This window comes from Embleya sp. L77 (assembly GCF_055557415.1).
This window is the reverse complement of sequence record NZ_CM145709.1, coordinates 5,245,730-5,263,966: the sequence shown is the minus strand read 5'-3', so window position 1 is coordinate 5,263,966 and position 18,237 is coordinate 5,245,730. Positions and strand designations below refer to the sequence as shown.

15 protein-coding genes are annotated in these 18,237 nt (G+C 71.6%); 4 read left to right on the top strand and 11 right to left on the bottom strand.

The window, feature by feature from the left end; translation table 11 throughout:
* Positions 1-64: 64 nt before the first annotated feature.
* The 7 genes from ACZOOI_RS22620 to ACZOOI_RS22590 form a co-directional block, all read right to left on the bottom strand.
* Positions 65-1,576: a cobyric acid synthase gene (locus ACZOOI_RS22620; protein WP_465277521.1), complete on the bottom strand. Its 1,512-nt coding sequence runs from the start codon at positions 1,574-1,576 to the stop codon at positions 65-67.
* On the bottom strand, positions 1,573-2,547 hold the full coding sequence (locus ACZOOI_RS22615) for a cobalamin biosynthesis protein (protein WP_465277520.1): 975 nt from the start codon (positions 2,545-2,547) through the stop codon (positions 1,573-1,575). Before ACZOOI_RS22615 ends, ACZOOI_RS22620 begins: the two co-directional genes overlap by 4 nt.
* A 270-nt stretch (positions 2,548-2,817) precedes the next feature.
* Positions 2,818-3,006, bottom strand: coding sequence for a DUF1272 domain-containing protein (locus ACZOOI_RS22610; protein WP_465277519.1), 189 nt, complete (start codon positions 3,004-3,006; stop codon positions 2,818-2,820).
* A 54-nt stretch (positions 3,007-3,060) separates the two neighbouring features.
* Positions 3,061-3,831: a sulfite exporter TauE/SafE family protein gene (locus tag ACZOOI_RS22605; protein ID WP_465277518.1), complete on the bottom strand. Its 771-nt coding sequence runs from the start codon at positions 3,829-3,831 to the stop codon at positions 3,061-3,063.
* Between the two features lie 115 nt (positions 3,832-3,946).
* Positions 3,947-5,077: an SPFH domain-containing protein gene (locus ACZOOI_RS22600; protein WP_465277517.1), complete on the bottom strand. Its 1,131-nt coding sequence runs from the start codon at positions 5,075-5,077 to the stop codon at positions 3,947-3,949.
* Between the two features lie 117 nt (positions 5,078-5,194).
* Positions 5,195-5,602: an NfeD family protein gene (locus ACZOOI_RS22595; protein ID WP_465281260.1), complete on the bottom strand. Its 408-nt coding sequence runs from the start codon at positions 5,600-5,602 to the stop codon at positions 5,195-5,197.
* A gap of 91 nt (positions 5,603-5,693) precedes the next feature.
* Positions 5,694-6,506 (bottom strand): ABC transporter ATP-binding protein, encoded by an 813-nt coding sequence (locus ACZOOI_RS22590; RefSeq protein ID WP_391582467.1) that lies wholly within the window; start codon positions 6,504-6,506, stop codon positions 5,694-5,696.
* Between the two features lie 171 nt (positions 6,507-6,677).
* Between ACZOOI_RS22590 and ACZOOI_RS22585 the strand changes: the two genes are divergently transcribed.
* Positions 6,678-7,454, top strand: coding sequence for a hypothetical protein (locus tag ACZOOI_RS22585; RefSeq protein ID WP_465277516.1), 777 nt, complete (start codon positions 6,678-6,680; stop codon positions 7,452-7,454).
* A gap of 47 nt (positions 7,455-7,501) precedes the next feature.
* On the opposite strand, the gene ACZOOI_RS22580 is transcribed toward ACZOOI_RS22585, so the two are convergent.
* Complete coding sequence (locus ACZOOI_RS22580; protein ID WP_465277515.1) at positions 7,502-10,051, bottom strand: FHA domain-containing protein; 2,550 nt, start codon at positions 10,049-10,051, stop codon at positions 7,502-7,504.
* Positions 10,052-10,337: 286 nt separating this feature from the next.
* Here ACZOOI_RS22580 and ACZOOI_RS22575 point away from each other — a divergent pair, with 286 nt between their 5' ends.
* On the top strand, positions 10,338-11,954 hold the full coding sequence (locus ACZOOI_RS22575) for a streptophobe family protein (RefSeq protein WP_465277514.1): 1,617 nt from the start codon (positions 10,338-10,340) through the stop codon (positions 11,952-11,954).
* 86 nt (positions 11,955-12,040) lie between these two features.
* Positions 12,041-13,294, top strand: a complete 1,254-nt coding sequence (gene serB, locus ACZOOI_RS22570; protein WP_465277513.1) for a phosphoserine phosphatase SerB — start codon at positions 12,041-12,043, stop codon at positions 13,292-13,294.
* Between the two features lie 186 nt (positions 13,295-13,480).
* Here the strand turns inward: serB and ACZOOI_RS22565 are convergent, their stop codons facing one another.
* Both ACZOOI_RS22565 and ACZOOI_RS22560 read right to left on the bottom strand, forming a co-directional pair.
* Positions 13,481-13,996, bottom strand: a complete 516-nt coding sequence (locus ACZOOI_RS22565) for a SixA phosphatase family protein (RefSeq protein WP_465277512.1) — start codon at positions 13,994-13,996, stop codon at positions 13,481-13,483.
* Positions 13,997-14,205: 209 nt separating this feature from the next.
* Positions 14,206-16,557, bottom strand: a complete 2,352-nt coding sequence (locus ACZOOI_RS22560) for an MMPL family transporter (RefSeq protein WP_465277511.1) — start codon at positions 16,555-16,557, stop codon at positions 14,206-14,208.
* Positions 16,558-16,965: 408 nt separating this feature from the next.
* On the opposite strand from ACZOOI_RS22560, the gene ACZOOI_RS22555 reads away from it, so the two are divergent.
* Positions 16,966-17,262: a hypothetical protein gene (locus ACZOOI_RS22555; RefSeq protein WP_391582474.1), complete on the top strand. Its 297-nt coding sequence runs from the start codon at positions 16,966-16,968 to the stop codon at positions 17,260-17,262.
* Between the two features lie 195 nt (positions 17,263-17,457).
* On the opposite strand, the gene fabI is transcribed toward ACZOOI_RS22555, so the two are convergent.
* Positions 17,458-18,237, bottom strand: a complete 780-nt coding sequence (fabI, locus tag ACZOOI_RS22550) for an enoyl-ACP reductase FabI (RefSeq protein ID WP_465281259.1) — start codon at positions 18,235-18,237, stop codon at positions 17,458-17,460.

The window sequence follows — 18,237 nt, the reverse complement described above, 5'->3', positions numbered from 1 at the left end:
GGGCGGCGGCTCGTCCGGGGTATTTCCCCAGGACTTGGGGACGCCAGGGCCTGTCCAACAGGCCCTACGCGCCCGGTGGCACGAACGGCAGGCCGAGGGGCGCGCCCGCGGTGATCAGCCGGTCCACCGCCGCGTTGTCCAGGTGGTCGGCGACCAGATCGCCCAGCGCGTCCAGCCGGTTCTGCCGGGCCGCCTCGAAGGAGGTGTCGGGCGAGACGAGGAACCGCCGGCCGGCCAGTTCGGCGGTCCGGGTCAGGAACGCCCGGCGGAAGCCGTCGTTCTCCAGGGCGCCGTGCCACAGCGTGCCGGTCACCGCGCCGACCCGACAACCGTCCAGCGCGGTGCCGTCGGCGCCGGTGAACACCGGCTCGCCTGCCTCGACGTCGACGATGCCGTGATGGATCTCGTACCCGGTCACCGGCTCGCCGGCGGCGAATCCGCGCGGGCGGGCCAGCGTCTTGTCGGCGGCGAAGCGTATCCGGACCGGGAGCAGGCCCAGGCCCGGCACGGTACCCGCGCGGCTCTCCACGTCGTCGTGGATCTCGTGGCCGAGCATCTGATAGCCGCCGCAGATCCCGAGTACCGGTCGCCCCTCGGCGGCGCGGCGGGCCAGCGCGGTATCCAGGCCGCGCTCGCGCAGCCAGGCCAGGTCGGCGACGGTGGCGCGGGTGCCGGGCAGCACCACCAGGTCGGCGTCGGCGATCTCGCCCGGTGTGCTCACGAAGCGGACCACGACGCCGGGTTCGACCGAAAGCGCGTCGATGTCGGTGAAGTTGCTGATCCGCGGCAGTCGGAGCACCGCCACCCGCAGGACATCCGCGCCGAGCGGCGGTTGTGGCGTGCCCCGGTCGGCGTCGAGTGCGAGCGAGTCCTCCACGTCCAGCCACAGGCCGCCCAGGAAAGGCAGCACGCCCAGGACCGGACGTCCGGTGAGTTCGCGCATCCGGGTCAGCGCCGGGTCGAGCAGGCGCGCGTCGCCGCGGAACTTGTTGATCACGAAGCCGCAGACCAGCGCCTGATCCTCGGGTGAGAGCAGCGCGAGGGTGCCGAAGAAGGACGCGAAGACGCCGCCCCGGTCGATGTCGCCGACCACGAGCACCGGCAGGTTCGCGGCCCGGGCCAGGCCCATGTTGGTGATGTCCCGGTCGCGCAGGTTGATCTCGGTCGGGCTGCCCGCGCCCTCGCACACCACCACGTCGTAGCGGGCCCGCAGATCGGCCAGCGATTCGAGCACGGCCTCGAACAGACGCGGCTTCAGGTCGCGGTAGTTCAGCGCGCCGACCTCGGCGATCGGCTTGCCCAGCAGCACGACCTGACTGCTCATCAGCCCGCCGGGCTTGAGCAGCACCGGGTTCATCACCGCCTCCGGCTCGATCCGCGCGGCGGCGGCCTGCATCGCCTGGGCGCGACCGATCTCCGCACCGTCGACGGTGACCATCGAGTTGAGCGACATGTTCTGCGCCTTGAACGGCGCGACCTTGACGCCCTCACGAACGAGCCGTCGACACAGCCCGGCGACCACGACGCTCTTGCCCGCGTCGGAGGTGGTGCCGGCCACCAGGAGGGCGCCGTTCATCGATGTGCCTTTCGACGGACCGTTCGGGGACGCGACGCGGTGCGCGCGGCGGCGACGGCGACGGCCAGGGCCGCCGAGGCCAGGCCGACCGTGGCGGAGAGCCGGTTCGCGCGGTCGATGTCGGTGGGGCCCGGCGGCGGGCCGTCGCCGAGCGTGGGGCGGTCCTCGGTGCGGCCGGCGTAGACGTTGCGGCCGCCCAGGCGTACGTCCAGCGCGCCGGCGGCGGATGCCTCGCAGCGGCCCGCGTTGGGGCTGGGATGGCTGCCGCCGTCCCGACGCAGGACGACCCACGCGCGGGCCGGGTCGCCGCCGACCACCGGGGCGGCGGCGACGGTGAGCAGGCCGGTGAGGCGGGCGGGCAGCCAATTGGCCGCGTCGTCGAGGCGGGCCGAGGCCCAGCCGAAGTTCTCGTACCGTGCGCTGTGGTGGCCGACCATCGCGTCGAGGGTGTTGATCGCGCGATAGCCCAGGAGGCCCGGGATGCCCGCGACGGCGCCCCAGAACAGCGGGGCGACCACGGCGTCGGAGGTGTTTTCGGCGACCGATTCGACCACGGCGCGGGCGATGCCCCTGTCGTCCAGGCGGGCCGGGTCGCGGCCGACCAGGCGGGGCAGCGCGGCCCGGGCGGCGGGCAGGTCGCCGGCCACCAGCGGGGCGGCGATCAGCCGGGCCTCGCGGCGCAGGGTGGTGCCGCCGAGGACGGCCCACGTGCATCCGGCGGTGACCACGGCGCCGGCGAGCGGGCGGCCGGCGACCGAGCGGCGCAGCCCGAGGCCGAGGCCGACGGTGCCGGCGACGCACAGCGCCGTGTGCGCGACGCCGCGGGCGCGGTCGTCGCGGTACAGGGCCCGTTCCAGCCGACCGGCCGCGCTCCCGAAGCCGGCCACGGGGTGGCCGCGACGGGGGTCTCCGAAGGCGGCGTCCAGGAGGACACCTGCGGCGAGGCCCACGGCGCGGGACGTGACTGGCATGCCGGGCATCGTTTCACGAGGCCGCGAATCCCCCGCGGGCGGCTCGGGACTTGCCCCCGGCCACCACTGCGGCTTCGCCGCTCCCGGGCCCACGACCCAAGGCTTCGCCGATCGCGGCCCCTTGCGCCGGCTCCCCGACCCCGCCCGCCCGGCGCAACCCGCCCGCCCCGCCCGGCCGCTGCCCGACCACCCGTTCCGCCCGCTCCGCCCGGCAGCTCCCCGACCACCCATTCCGCCCGGCGCAATCCGCCCGCCCGCCCCGCCCGGCCGCTACCCGATCGCCGGTTCCGCCCGGCGTGGTCTCCGCACGAGTTCGCCGCCGCAGTTGGGGCACGCGTCGTCCATCGCGGCGCTGCACGGTTCGCAGAAGGTGCACTCGTACGAGCAGATCCGGGCCGGGCCGTCGGCCCCGAGTGCCACGTCGCAGCGTTCGCACCGTTCGCGCATCTCCAGGGCCATCCGGCCACCTCCCCGGTGGGGCTGTTAGAGGAGGTCAGGGTAGCCGGAGCGGCGTCAGAGCAGCAGTCGAACGACCGCGATCAGGCCCACCACGACGATCACCGCACGCAGTGCCGTGGGCGGCAGCCGGCGGCCGACCTTGGCGCCGATCTGGCCGCCGATCACCGAGCCGATCGCGATCAACAGAACCACCCACCACGCGACGTCGGCGACGAGCATGAACACGATCGCCGCGACGCCGTTGACGATGCCGGCGAGCACGTTCTTCACCGCGTTCATGCGTTGCAGGTTCTCCGCGATGAACACGCCGAACAGCGCGAGCAACAGGACACCTTGGGCGGCGCCGAAGTAGCCGCCGTAGATGCCGGTCCCGAACACGGCCACCCACAACAACGGGCCGCCGTGCCGCGGCGCCTCGCCGGCCGAGCCGTTCTCGGCCCGCCGGGCCGCGAGCCGCTTGGCCAGGCGCGGTTGCAGCACCACGAGCACCAGCGCGAGCACGATCAGCACCGGCACGATCGCCTTGAAGGCGTCGTCGGGCAGCGTCAGCAGCAGGATCGCGCCGGTCAGGCCGCCGAGCAGGGAGGCGAGCCCGAGGCGGATCAACCGGGGCTTTTGGCCGACGAGTTCGCGTCGGTATCCGATCGCCCCGCTGATCGAACCCGGCACCAGGCCGATCGTGTTCGACACGTTGGCGGTGACCGGCGAATACCCGAAGGCGAGCAACACGGGGAAGGTGATCAGCGTGCCGGAGCCGACCACCGTGTTGATCCCGCCGGCCGCGATGCCCGCGGCGAAGATCGCCAAAGCTTCCAACCAGCTCATGTCCACCCGCTTCGCCGCGATGATCCTGGCACCCGGGGGGACGTCGGTCCCCCGTGGCCGCAACGCCAGAGATCATCGCGGCACGCCAGTGATCATCGCAGCCGCGGGCCCTACCTCAGCGCGGCGGGCGGTGGCCCCGCTCGATGTGCGGGGGTTCGACGTCGGCGGCCGGCGGACCACCGCGGCGCGGCGGCTCGATCGGAGCCTGCGCGGGCACGGCCGGCGGCTCGGCGGGCGGGCGCGGTGCCGACGAGGCGCCGTTTCCGGCCGGCGGCTTGCGTACGGGCGCGGCGGGAGTGCCCGAGCCGGGCCAGGCCGGCTCCTCCTCGACCGGCACCTGCGGTACGCGGTGTGCCGGGCCGGAGCCGTTCGAGGACAGGTTGCCGACCGCGTCGCCGATGCCCTCCAGGGCGCGGGTGACCTCGCTGGGCAGGATCCACAGCTTGTTCGAGCTGCCCTCGGCGATCTTCGGCAACATCTGGAGGTATTGGTAGGCGAGCAGCTTGTTGTCCACCTCGCCCGCGTGGATCGCCTCGAAGACGGTCTCGATCGCGCGCGCCTCACCCTCGGCCCGGATCACCGCGGCCTGGCGCTCACCCTCGGCGCGCAGCACGGCGGCTTCCTTGTCACCTTCGGCGGTGAGCACCTGCGAACGCTGGTGGCCCTCGGCGGTCAGGATCGCCGCGCGCTTGTCCCGCTCGGCGCGCATCTGCTTCTCCATCGAATCCTGGATGGAGGGCGGCGGCTCGATCGCCTTGAGCTCGACCCGGTTGACCCGGATGCCCCAGCGCCCGGTCGCCTCGTCGAGCACGCCGCGCAGCCCCGCGTTGATCTCCTCGCGCGAGGTGAGCGTCTGTTCGAGGTCCATGCCACCGATGATGTTGCGCAGCGTGGTGATGGTCAGCTGCTCGATCGCCTGGATGTAGTTGGCGATCTCGTAGGTGGCCGCGCGTGGGTCGGTGACCTGGAAGTAGATGACGGTGTCGATCTGGACCACGAGGTTGTCCTCGGTGATCACCGGTTGCGGCGGGAAGGGAACGACCTGTTCACGCAGGTCGATCATCTGCCGGATCCGGTCGATGAACGGCACGAGGATGTTGAGTCCGGCGTGCAGCGTGCGGGTGTAGCGCCCGAAACGCTCGACGATGGCGGCACTCGCCTGGGGGATCACCTTGACCGTCTTGACCAGGGCGACGACCACCAGCAGTACGAGTACGACCAGGACGATGACGGCGGTGGCCTTCACGATCTCTCCCGAGGTCCTGCTTGCCTGCGGCTGCCTTTGAAAACCAAGGCTGTATCGAGCCTAGGGGTTCGCGGGCCCACGTGGGACGTCAACACGATCGGCGCAACCGATCGGGCGTCACATCACCACGGCGGTCGCGCCCACGATGTCCGCTACGTCCACCCGGGTGCCGGGTTCGAACACGGCGGTGGCGTCCAGACTGCGGGCCGACCAGACCTCGCCGGCCAGCTTGATCCGGCCGCCGTTCTCGTCGACGCGCTCCAGGACCACGGCGCTGGTGCCCTTGAGCGCCTCGATGCCGGTGCGTGATCCGGGTGTGTTGTCGTGCCGGACCACGATGGGTCGTACGAACACGAGCAGCGCGATCGACACGACCGCGAACACGATGCTTTGGATCAGGAAGTTGCCGCCGGCTCCGCCGGCCGCGGCAGCCGCGGCGGCCCCGATCGCGAACATGCCCATCTCCACGAAGGAGGTGAGCACGCCGAAGATGCCGAATGCCCCGACCGCGATGAGCCACCACATCCATGCGTCCACGGGTTCATCGTAGATCGTGGACGCTGTGGGCAGGAGGGGGTTCTCGGACGAATGATCAGCCCGGGATCGGCCGCGGAAGTCAGCCCTGCGCGTCCGGCGCCTCCGGCATCGGCAGCCCGCGCGCGGACCAACGCCCGTACTGCTGCTCGACGATCAGCGGCAGACCGAAGCAGTGCGAGAGGTTGCGCGAGTTGAGCGTGTCGGCGATCGGGCCGGCTGCGAGCACCCGTCCCTGACGGATCATCAGGATGTGCGTGAAGCCGGGCGGGATCTCCTCGACGTGGTGGCTGACCAGGATCATCGACGGCGCGTACGGGTCGGCGGCCAGCGTGCCGAGCCGGCGGACCAGGTCCTCGCGCCCGCCCAGGTCGAGCCCGGCGGCCGGCTCGTCGAGCAGCAGCAGCTCGGGGTCGGTCATCAGCGCACGGGCGATCTGTACCCGCTTGCGCTCGCCCTCGGAGAGCGTGCCGAACCGGCGCTCGATGTATTCGGCCATGCCCAGCTGGTCGAGCAGTCGGCGGGCGCGCTGCTCGTCCTCGGCGTCGTAGCGCTCGTGCCACTTGGCGGTCATCCCGTAGGCCGAGGTCAGCACGATGTCCAGGACGCGCTCGCGGCGGGGCAGCTTGTCGGTGAGCGCGGCCGAGGCCATCCCCACCCGCGGGCGCAGCTCGAACACGTCGACCGTGCCGAGCTTCTCGCCCAGCACGGCGACCGTGCCGGTGGTGGGGAACAGATAGGTGGACGCCAGTTGCAGCAGCGTCGTCTTGCCGGCGCCGTTGGGGCCGACGACGATCCAGCGTTCGCCTTCCGCGACCGACCAGGTGACCTGGTCCACCAGAGGGCGACCGTCGCGCACCACCGATACGTCAACCAGTTCGAGAACGTCGCTCATCGCCTGCCAGCTCCCCATCGTGCGCTACGCCGCCGGACGGCATCCCGTTGTGTGGGATCACCGCCTCGCTCCGTGGTCCGCGTTGTTGCACCCGGTCCGGGAGAAACCTATGACACCGAGCGACCTCAGGTCGTGTCCGGGAGCGTTGTGACGCCCCTTACGCTTGTCCGCATGCTTGCCGAACCTCGCTCCGGACTTCTCGTCGCATGGGGCAATGCCCTGCTGACCGGGCACGTTCCGCCGGACGACGCGGTGTCCGAGATCGTCGGAACGGACGAACCGCATCGGGTGACGGGCGTGCCGGGCGAAGCTGTGCCGGTCGGCCTGTCGCTGGCGCTGGGCCGGTTGCGGGCGCTGGGCGTGACGGGTCTGCGACTGGCCCTGCCGGTGTCCGGCGATCCACTGGCACTGCCCGGCCCACCCGCCTTCAACGACCTGGCACTGGACGCGGGCGAGGCGGCGATCACGGTCGGCGCGCCGGGCGTCGCGTACGGCCTGGTGCCCGAGGTGACCCGGCACGGCTCGATCGGCGACGCGACCGTACGGGTGGCCTGGCGCATGGTCGAGGTGACCGACCGGCCCGCCCCGGGGCCGTTCCTGGCCGAGGCGGAGCGCGAACTGGCCGAGGCGATGCGCGACGCAATCCAGGACCTGACCCGGCTGGACGTGGCCGGCAGCGGCCCGGCGGCGCAGCGTGCCCTCGCCGCGCTGTACCGCAAGGACTCGGACACCAGGGTGGCGCCCGGCCATCCGGGGCGGGCGGGCCGGGTGCTCGACCAGGCCCGCCGGATCCACGCGGTGCTGAGCGTGGCCGGTCGCGAGGACGGCGCCGCGGTCAGCGCCGCCGAGATGGCCGCCCGGCTCGGCGCGCTCGCCCCGCTGGAGCGGGCCTGCCGCCGGGCGATGGTGGCGGCGTACGGCGCGGCCCTGGAGCCGGACCGGGCCTGAGCCGAGCACGAACAGGAGTAGGACCAGGAGCAGAAGCAGAAGCAACGCTAGCTGCCGCGCTTGCGCTTGGTCTTGGGGTCCAGGCGCCGGAGCATGAGCAGCGCGATCAGGCCGTAGACCGCGATCTGGCCGGCCAGGATGCCGATGTTGCGGTACCAGACCTTCGGGTCGTGCTTCCACAGCGGATCGGGCGACTCGCCGGGTTTGCGCGGCAGTTGGGTGGCCAGATCTATCGTGCTGCCGGCCGCGGCGAAGGCCCAGCGGGCCGGGGCCAGCCAGGAGATCTGCTCGATGCCGGCCTTGCCGTTGAGCGGGAACAGGCCGCCGCACAGCACCACTTGCACGATCGCGATCACCACGAGCAGCGGCATCGCCAACTCCGCGCTGCCGATCGACGCGGAGACCACCAGGCCCACCGCCATCGCCGCTATCGCGGACAGCACCACCGCGATGCCGATCTCGATGATCGGCGGGCTGATCACCACGCCCTCGGCGGGCAACTTCTGCCCGACCAGTGCGACCGCGGTCAGCACCACGCCCTGGATCGCGGAGATCAACCCGAGCACGATGATCTTCGAGCCGAGGTAGGCGGACACCGAGAGCCCGGCGCTGCGCTCGCGCCGATAGATGGCGCGCTCCTTGATCAGTTCGTTGACCGCCGTCGCGGTGCCCATCAGGCCGCTGATCACGAACAGCACGAGCAGCTTGGTGGTCGCCTCCTGGTTCGAGCCCGGCGGCGCCCCCTCCGGGCTGACCAGCTTGCCGGGGATCACCCGGCACAACATGCCCAGGAACAGCGGCGCTATCGCCAGCAGCGCCAGGTACTTGCGGTCCGAGGAGATCACCGCGAGGTAGCGCCGGGAGAGCGTGGTCAGTTGGGAGAACCAGCCCTGCGGCTTGGGCGGCTTCGCCTGCGGTCGCTCGCCCTGTTCGGCGTGCGCGCGGTCGCGACCGACCTCTATGTACCGGCCGTACAGCTCCGAGCGGCGGAACGGACCCTCGTAGTCGCGGTCCGGCTCGTCGTCGAACATCTTGAAGACCTCGGGCCAGTCGCCCTTGCCGAAGAACGGCAGCGCCTCGTCCGGCGGTCCGAAGAAGGCGATCCGACCGCCCGGGGCGAGCACGAGCACCCGGTCGCAGACGTTGAGGCTGCGGGTGCTGTGGGTGACCACGATCACCGTGCGGCCGTCGTCCGCGAGTTCGCGCAGCTTTTCCATCACCGAGCGTTCCAGGCCCTCGTCCAGGCCGGACGTCGGCTCGTCCAGGAAGAGCACGGACGGCTTGGTGAGCAGCTCGACGGCCACGCTCACCCGCTTGCGCTGGCCGCCGGAGAGACTGCTGACCTTGGTGTCGGCGTACGGCGACGTGGCGCCGCGCGGCATCTTGTCCAGGCTCAGCTCGCCGATCACCTCCTCGACCCGTCGCTCGCGCTCGGCCGCCTCGGTGTCCTCGGGGAAGCGCAACTGCGCGGCGTAGCGCAGCGCGGTGCGGGCGGTGAGCTGGGCGTGCAGGATGTCGTCCTGCGGCACCAGGCCGATCCGCTGGCGCAGTTCGGCGTTGTTCGCGTACAGGTCGCGGCCGTCGTAGAGGATCTTGCCGCTGGCGGCGCGGCGGCTGCCGGTGAGCGCGCCCAGCAGGGTGGACTTGCCCGCGCCCGAACCGCCGACGATGGCCAGCAGGTTGCGCTCGGCGAGCGGGAAGGAGACGTTGTCGAGCAGGACCCGTTTGCCGGCCGTGACGGTGAGGTTCTGCACCTCCAGCGACACCTCGCCGGTGTCGATGAACTCGCGCAACTCCTGGCCGTCGAGCCGGAAGGTGGCGTGCCCGATGCCGACCAGGTCGGCTTCGCCGAGCAGCGCGCGCTCGATCGGCTGCCCGTTGAGGAAGGTGCCGTTGTGGCTGCCGAGGTCGACGATCTCGCGCCGGCCGCCCGGTGTGGTGCGCAACTCCGCGTGGTGCCGGGAGACCATCAGGTCGGTGAGCACCAGGTCGTTGTCCAGCGCGCGGCCGATCCGCAAGGTGCGCACCGGCAGCGGGATGACCATGCTCGGCGCCCGGTCCACGCTGGGGCGCGGATCCGCGTGCGGCCCGGCGCCGATCTGTGCGCGGCCCAACGGGCGGGCGCGGTCCGGCACTTGCCGAGGCGGCTCGGGCACGTAGGGCGGCTCGGGGGTGTACGGCGGCTCGCCCGCGTGCGGTGGTTCGGCGCGGCGCGGCGGCGGTTCGCTGCGGCGCGGCGGCTCGGGAATCTGCACGTGGTCGTGGTGTGCCACGCGCGGCGGCACCACCTCGGTGACGTTCGCCTCCGGCGCGAGCCGCAGCGGGTCGCCGTCGTCCGGGTCGCCGAGCAACACCTCGCAGCCTCGGCCCACGACCACGCGGTGCACCCGATTGCCGCGCATCCACGAGCCGTTGACGCTGTTGGTGTCGACGAACTCCCAGCCGTCCGAGCCCACCCGCAGGACCGCGTGTTGGCGCGACACCCGGCGATCGTCGAGCACGATCGCACAGGACGGGTCGCGACCGACGACGTGTTCGCGCCCCGGATCCAGGATCACGGGCGCTCCGACGCTGGTGCCGACGGTCAGGTGCGGCACTGCCGGTCCTTCTGGCGTATAGCTGTCCCCCACCCTTCGAGAGTGTAGGGACGCACGGGCCTCACGGGCAGCCTTTCCGGTGCGGAAGCGTACGGAACCACTCCGAAGGGCGATTACAACATCAACTTCTCCGTCCGTATGCTCCTTCGTCCAGCCGGTTGTCCGGCCGTTGTGCCGCTCACCGGGGGGCAGTCCGGCCGAATCCGTTGACGCGCGGGGCGGGGCGCTCGATAGTCGAGTTTGTCCCGCTCATCCGGCAGCCGGGTCGCACGTGACAGGAGCGGTCGTGTCCTGGAACCAGCAGCACAACGCACCACAGCACGCTCCGCCTCCGGACCGGCCACCGGCCGGCCCCGCGTCCTGGGGCGGCGTGACGCCGTGGCTGCACGCGCTCGGCGCGGTGCTCGCCGCGTTCGTGGCGATGGCCGTCGCGGCGTGGGCGGCGCTGTGGCTGCTGGGCGCAAACGACCTGGGATCGGGCACGATGCCCGCGCTGATCGCGGCGGTGATCGCGCTGGCCGTGGGTGGCACGGTCGATCTCGAGGGGGCCGAACAAACCGGCCGGGGTGACGACATCCTCAGCCAACTCACCGGCGACGTCTCGCTCGCGCAGGGCAGCGGCAAGGTCGACATCATGCTGCTGGGCATCGGCCTGATCGGCGCGCTCGTGCTGGGCTGGTTGTTCCTGCGCCCGCTGCGCCACCGACTGGTGATCGGCGCGCTGGATCTGATCGTGCACGGCGTGCGGGTCCTGGTGTTCACCATGGCCGCGCTCGGCGTGGTGGTGTCGATGGGCAAGCACTCGCTGCCGATCGATCAATTCGTCTCCCGGGTCGGCAACGCCCAAGCGCAGGACCTGATCGGCATCTTCGACCTCGGCGCGGCGGCCAGGTTCGAGACCGATGTGAGCGGCACGCTCGTCTTCGGCGCGTTGTGGCTGCTGATCACCCTGGTGGCCACCGTCGCGGTGTCCGCGCGCGGGCCGCTCCCGGTCAAGTGGCTGCGGCACCGCGCGGTGCTGCGGGCCCCGGTCGCCGGTCTGCTCGCGGTACTGATCGCCGCGGTGGTCACCGGAATCGTGGGCACCCCGTTCGTGGCCGCCGCCGCGCCCGCGCCGAAGCGGATGATCGGCGGCATGTTGTTCGCGCTGCCCAACGCGGTCTGGTTGTTGGCCTCGCTCGGCCTGGGCATCCCGTGGAAGACCACGACCAGCGCGCCCACCGAGGTCGGCGGCTTCTCCTTCGGTCTGCCCGGCCCACTGGGCAAGCTGGTCAAGGCCTCCGCCGGGGACGGCCTGCCGATCCGGATCGACCGGCTGGCCGAGTTGGACTCGCGGGCCTGGTTCGTACCGCTGTTCTCCGCGCTGCTCCTGTTGCTCGGCGCGACCGTGATGGCGATGCGCGCGCCCGCGTCGGTGCGCCCGCATCAGCACGCGTGGCGGTTCGCGGTCACCCTCGCGGGCGGGCTGCTGGTGGTCGCCTACCTGATGCAGCTCCAGCTCAAGGTCGCGGTGAGCATCCTGGGCGGGGTGGTGTCCCCGGGCGCGTCGGTGTCGCTGCACGCGGACTATCTGTGGACCGTGCTGCTCGGCCTGCTGTGGGGCGCGTGTGCCGGCTTCATCGGCGGCGCGATCGCGGACTGGGTGCGCTACCGCCAGGCCGGCACCACCGCCCCGGCGGCGGCCTCGGGGCCGCCACGACCCACCCGCGCCGCGCCGCAGCAGCGGTACCCGCAGAGCGCGCCGTATCCGCAGGACCGTCCGGCGCACCCCGGTGCGCCGAGCGGGCCCGGGGCGCCCGCGCCGCCGGGTCCGCCGTATTCGAACAGGCCCGCCCCGGCGTACCGCCCGCCGCCCCCGCCCGATCCGCAGGCGCCGACCCGGGACGGCCCCTGGCCTGGGTAGATCGCGCCCGCGCGTGGATCGGCCCGGTGTTCGTACCGTGGACCGGTGAGGCGCGCGCCCTCGAACGGCCGGTACCGTGAAGCATCATGAATGCGCCGCGCACCCTTCTCGTCAAGATCTTCGGCAAGGACCGGCCGGGGGTGACGTCGAGCCTCTTCGAGATCCTGGCCGGCCACTCCGTCGAGGTCGTCGACGTCGAGCAGACCGTCACCCGGGGCCGGCTCACGCTGTGCGTCCTGATCACCACGCCGACCGACGAGGGCCGGCTGCGGGCCGGCGTGCACCGCTGGGCGGACGGTGAGCGGCTGGAGGCGGAGATCCTCTCCGGCGTCGGCGACAACCGCCCGCGCGGCGAGGGCCGCTCGCACGTGACCGTCCTGGGCCACCCGCTGGAGGCCGCCGCGTTCGCCGGGATAGCGCACCGGATCGCGGCCACCGGCGCCAACATCGACCGGATCTTCCGCCTCGCCAAATACCCGGTGACCGCGATCGAGCTCCAGGTCTCCGGCGTCGAGACGGACAAGCTGCGCCTGGAGTTGGCCACCGAGGCCGCCGAGCGCCGGGTGGACGTCGCGGTCCAGCCCTCCGGCCTGCGGCGCCGGGCCAAGCGGCTGATCGTGATGGACGTGGACTCGACCCTGATCCAGGGCGAGGTGATCGAGCTGCTGGCCGAGCACGCCGGCTGCCTGGACAAGGTGGCCGAGGTGACCGCCGCCGCGATGCGCGGCGAATTGGACTTCGCCGAGTCGCTGCGGGCCCGCGTGGCGCTGCTCGCCGGGCTGGACGAGGACGCCATAGGCAAGGTCCGCGAGCAGGTCGTGCTCACCCGCGGCGCGCGCACCCTGGTCCGCACGCTCAAGCGGCTCGGCTACAAGGTGGGCATCGTCTCGGGCGGATTCACCCAGGTCACCGACGCGCTCGTGGAGCAGCTCGGGCTCGACTACAGCGCGGCCAACACCCTCGAGGTGGTGGACGGCAAGCTCACCGGGCGAGTGGTCGGCGAGATCGTCGACCGGGCGGGCAAGGCCCGGCTGCTGCGCCGCTTCGCGGCCGAGGCGGGCGTGCCGTTGACCGCCACGGTCGCCATCGGCGACGGCGCCAACGACCTGGACATGCTCAACGCCGCGGGTCTGGGCGTGGCCTTCAACGCCAAGCCGGTGGTCCGCGAGGCCGCCGACACCGCGGTCAACGTGCCGTTCCTGGACACCGTGCTGTTCCTGCTCGGCGTCACCCGCGACGAGATCGAGGCGGCGGACGCCGCGGATGTGCCCTACGGCCGACCGGATGCGTCGGCCGGGCCCGCCTCGGAGCAGTCGTCCTCGAACGCCGGACGGGCTTGACCGGCCTGTCCTGAAACGCCGGACGGGCCGAGGAGGCTTGTCCAGGCTTGTCCTCGGCGCCGAGCAGGCTCGAAAGGCCTGTCATCGAACGCCGGACGGGCCGGAAGGGCCGGTCCTCAAGCGCCGACCGGGCCGTCGATCGCCCGGATCGGCGCTTGAGTCGTGGTCGTCTTCGCCCGTGCTCGGTCAGGACTCCGGCGTGGTGAAGCGGGTCAGGTGGGCCGAGCGTTCGCGCAGGTCGGCCCAGGGGGTGTGCAGGCTCAGCACCGCGACCGCCGAGGTCGGGTACTTCTCCCGCAGGCGCACCAGCGTGTCGTCCTCACCGCTGCCCGCCAACGCGTTGACCAGCGTGGCGACGCCCGGGTTGTGCCCGATCAGCAGCAGCGTGTCGACCTCGTCGGGGGCCTCCTGGACGAGGTACAACAGGGCCTGCGGGCTCGCCTCGTAGACCCGCTCGTCGTAGACGGTGTGCGGCTTGTGGTCGTAGACCCTGCTCACGAGACGCCAGGTCTCCCGGGTGCGCACGGCCGGCGAGCACACCACCAGATCGGGGGTGATGCCCTGGTCGAGCAGCCGGTGCCCGGTCTCGGCGGCGTCCTTGCGGCCGCGTTCGGCGAGGGGTCGCTCGTGGTCCGGCCCGTCGGGCCACTCGGCCTTCGCGTGCCTCATCACCACAAGATTGCGCTGTCGGTGGGATGCCATGGGTTCAGCCTCTCAGACATCGGCCGTTGTGCACTGCGGGTCGGCACCGCAGGACTCGATGGACGGGAACCGGGCGTGCCGACCGGACCGGACACGCACGACGGGTCGGGACCGAGTATCCGGTCCCGACCCGCGCTTTCCTCGGATCTACAGGGTTGTCGTGGTCACGGTCGTCGTCGGGATCCCGCCGGCGACCGTGCGCTTCCCGGTCAGCCGACCGGCGGGCGCGGGATCCGGCGCGAGCCGGACACGTTCTCCTCGTACCGGGCGCCGCCCTGGTGGACCGGCTCGTACGTCGGCGTGGCGTAGCCGTTCGCCGAGGCGTACGCGGGGACCGGCTCGCCGGCCGGGGCCGGCAGCTCGACCGCCTCGTCGCCGTGGTCCATCTGCGGCAGCCACCCGAGCCAGCGGGGCAGGTACCAGTTGTGGTCGCCGAGCAGGGTCATCACGGCCGGCAGCAGCAGACCGCGGATGATCGTCGCGTCCAGCAGGACCGCGACCGCCAGGCCGACACCGAACTGCTTCATCGACTGCATCGACAGGGTGCCGAAGACCGCGAACACCGCGACCATGATCGTCGCCGCGCTGGTCACCACACCGGCGGTGGTGCGGATGCCGTGCGACACGGCCGACTTGGTGTCCATGCCCTTGTCGTACGCCTCGCGGATTCGCGAGACCACGAACACGTGGTAGTCCATCGACAGGCCGAACAGGATCACGAACAGGAACATCGGGATCCAGGAGACGACCGCGCCGGGTGCGTCCGTGCCCACCAGCGCGTCGCCGTAGCCGTGCTGGAAGACCAGGGTCATCACACCGTAGGCGGCGCCCACCGACAGCAGGTTGAGCACGATCGCGGTGACCGCGATGGCGATCGAGCGGAACGAGACCAGCATCAGCAGGAAGGCGAAGCCGAGCACGAAGGCGAAGATCGGCAGCCGCGCGTCGTCGAGCTTGTCGTTGAAGTCCTTGGAGCCGGCGGTGTTGCCGGTCACCGGGGCGTCCACGCCGTCCAGCTTGCCCAGCGTGTTCGGGATGACCTTGCCGCGCAGCGTGGACAGCGCCTTGTCGCTGGCCGAGTCGTTGCCACTGCCGGCGAGCGGGACCGAGATCTTGAAGACGTTCGTGCTGCCCTGCCGCTCGACCTCGATCGGCTCGTGCATCTGCCCGGTGGCGACCGCCTCACGGCGCAGGTTGTCGAAGGCCGCCGCGAGCTTGGGATCGTCCGGGTTGTTCGCCTTGACCACGATCTGGGCGGGCGCCGGACCGCCGGGGAACGCCTTCTCGATGTGCTGGTAGGTCTGCACGATGGACAGCGAGGTCGGCAGCTCCTTGTCGATCGGCAGTTCGGAGGTCTTCATGCCGATGGCCGGGACGGTCAGCGCGATCAGCAGACCGCCGGCGAGCACCGCGGTGCCCTTGGGGCGGCTGAGCACGACGCCCAGGATCTTGCCCCACGCCTTGCTGCCCTCGGTGGGGCGGCGCATCTTGGCCAGCCCGGGGATCTTGCCCAGGTCCACCCGGTCGCCCAGCATCGACAGGATCGCGGGCAGCACGGTGAGCGAACCGAGTACCGCGGTCAGCACGACCAGGATGGTCGCGGAGGCCATCGACTCGAACTCGCTGAGCCCGGACAGGAGCATGCCGGCCATCGCGACGATGACGGTGATGCCGGAGATCAGTACGGAGCGTCCGGACGTGGCGGCGGCGATCCGCAGTGCGGTCTCCGCGTCGCGGCCCTTGGCCCGCTCCTCACGCTCGCGGCGCAGGTAGAACATGCAGTAGTCGACGCCGACGGCCAGGCCGATCAGCAGCATCACCGACTGCGCGTTGTCGCCGACCGGCATCAGGTGGCTGCTCAGTGCGAGCAGACCGCCCGCGGCCACGAATGCGGTCAGGGCCAGGGCCACCGGCAGCAGCGCGGCGACCACGGCGCCGAACGCGACGAGCAGGATGCCCAGGGCGAGCGGGACGGCGGTCCATTCGGCCCGGGTGAAGTCCTTGGCGATGGTGTCCTGGAACCACTTGTCGCCGCTCGCGTCACCGAACTGCTCGACCGTCACGTCCGGGTGCGCCTTGCGGGCCTCGGCCACCGCGTCCAGGACGGGCTGGATGTTGTCGACGGCCTTGTCGTCCTCGCCCACCATGTCGAACTGGATCAGCACCGAGTGCTTGTCCGAGGAGATGCCGCCCTCACCGGCGTACGGAGAACGCATGTGCTGGGTGGCCGGGCCCTGGTCGCCCTTGACCTGCGTGGCGTTGACCCGGTTGATCACATCGTCGACGGCGGCGCGGAACTTCGCGTCCTGCGCGACGAGCTTGTCGCTGCTGACCAGGACCATCTCGCCCGCGGGCTCCTTGATCCCCGCGTCGTCGATGATGCGCGCGGCCCGCCCGGACTCCCCCACGCCGCGCTCGGCGTCGGTGATCTCCCGCGATCCGCTCATGTTGCCGATGACGACGGCGAGGACCACGAACAGCAGCCACCCGAATACCGCCGTCTTGCGATGCTGTGCACTCCAGCCACCGATCGAGGCGGCGAAATTGCGCCTGGATGCCATTGGTCCCCGCTCCTGTGTTCTCCGCTTCGCCGAGGGTCTTCCTCGACACACACGAAGGTATTGGCGGGCAACCGGGGGTCACATCCTGCGGACCGGTGTCTTGATCGGGGGGCAGGCACCCCTGCGTAGTAGGGCTGGCCCCACCCCTGAGAAGGAGCGCGCCGGTGATCAGTCGGGGCATAACGAGATGCGTGTAAGGGGAAGCTTCTGCACCCATCTCTCTGACCTGCGCAAACGCCGTATGGAGCACTCGGGGGGAAGATCCACTCGGCGAGGGTCTACACGTGTGTGCAACGCCCGGCGGTCGATGCGGAGTTCCCGCCTGCCCCACCCCCGCCCGACACCGCGGCCCGGCCCGAGCCGCCCCACCGGTCGGTCCGGCGGGGCGGATCTGCGAAACTCGTCCCCATGGCTGCTACATCTGGCGAATCCTCCAAGGAGCGGTACGAGCGGGCCATGGCCGCTCGCAAGGCCCGCGAGGAGCGCGCCCACGCGGAGGAAGTCGCGCGGTCGAACGCGCGCAACGAGATCCTCGCCCGCAAGGCCGCCGAATCCGGCGCGACCGACGAGATCCGCCAGACGGTGCTGGCGCCGCCGGACCCGAACAAGTCCTCCGCCAGGCAACTCGGCGGCATCCTGGGCATCATGCTGCTGATCACCGTGCTGATCGGCATCGCCGCGACGATCGCCGCCGCGACGGGCTGAGGTTTTCACCCACCCGCCCACCCGTGTCGTTCGCGACCGAGGCTGCGGTTTCACCGGCGGCGGCGCACCTGCCTCGGCCTCGCGGCCCACGCTCCACAACGACACAGCCCGACCACCGCGACCTGGTGGCCGGGCGATCGGGCTGTGCAAAGGGGTCGGCGGCGCAGCCGCCACCGCGCGCAGCGCGGATGAGGGTCAGGCGCCGATGGCGTGCAGGCCGCCGTCGACGTGGATGACCTCGCCGGTGGTCTTGGGGAACCAGTCGGACAGCAGCGCACACACGCCCCGGGCGGCCGGGTCCGCGTCGCGCAGGTCCCAGCCGAGCGGGGCCTTCTCGTTCCAGACACCCTCGAACTTCTCGAAGCCGGGAATGCTGTTCGCGGCCATCGTCTTGACCGGGCCCGAGGAGATCAGGTTGACCCGGATGTTCTTCTCGCCCAGGTACTTGGCCAGGTAGCGCGAGGTCGATTCGAGCGCGCCCTTGGCGACGCCCATCCAGTCGTAGCCCGGCCACGCCACCTGCGCGTCGAAGTCGAGGCCGACGACCGAGCCACCGGCGCCCTCGTTCGCCTCCATCAGCGGCAGGCACGCCATCGTCAGCGACTTCAGCGAGTACGCCGACACCTGCACGGCCGTGGCCACGTCGGCCCACTCGGTGTTGAGGAAGTTTCCGCCGAGCGCGTCCTTGGGACCGAACGCGATCGAGTGCACCACGCCGTCGAGCGAGGGCACGTGCGCACGCACGTTGTCCGCGAGCGCCGCGAGGTGTTCGGGGTTCGTCACGTCGAGCTCGATCACCGGGGCCGGCTTCGGCAGCCGGTTCGCGATCCGGTTGACGAGCGAGAGCCGGCCGAATCCGGTCAGTACGACCTCGGCGCCCTCCTCCTGGGCCCGCTTCGCGACGTGGAAGCCGATCGAGGCGTCGGTGATGACGCCGGTGACGAGAATGCGCTTGCCCGCAAGCAGGTCGCCCAT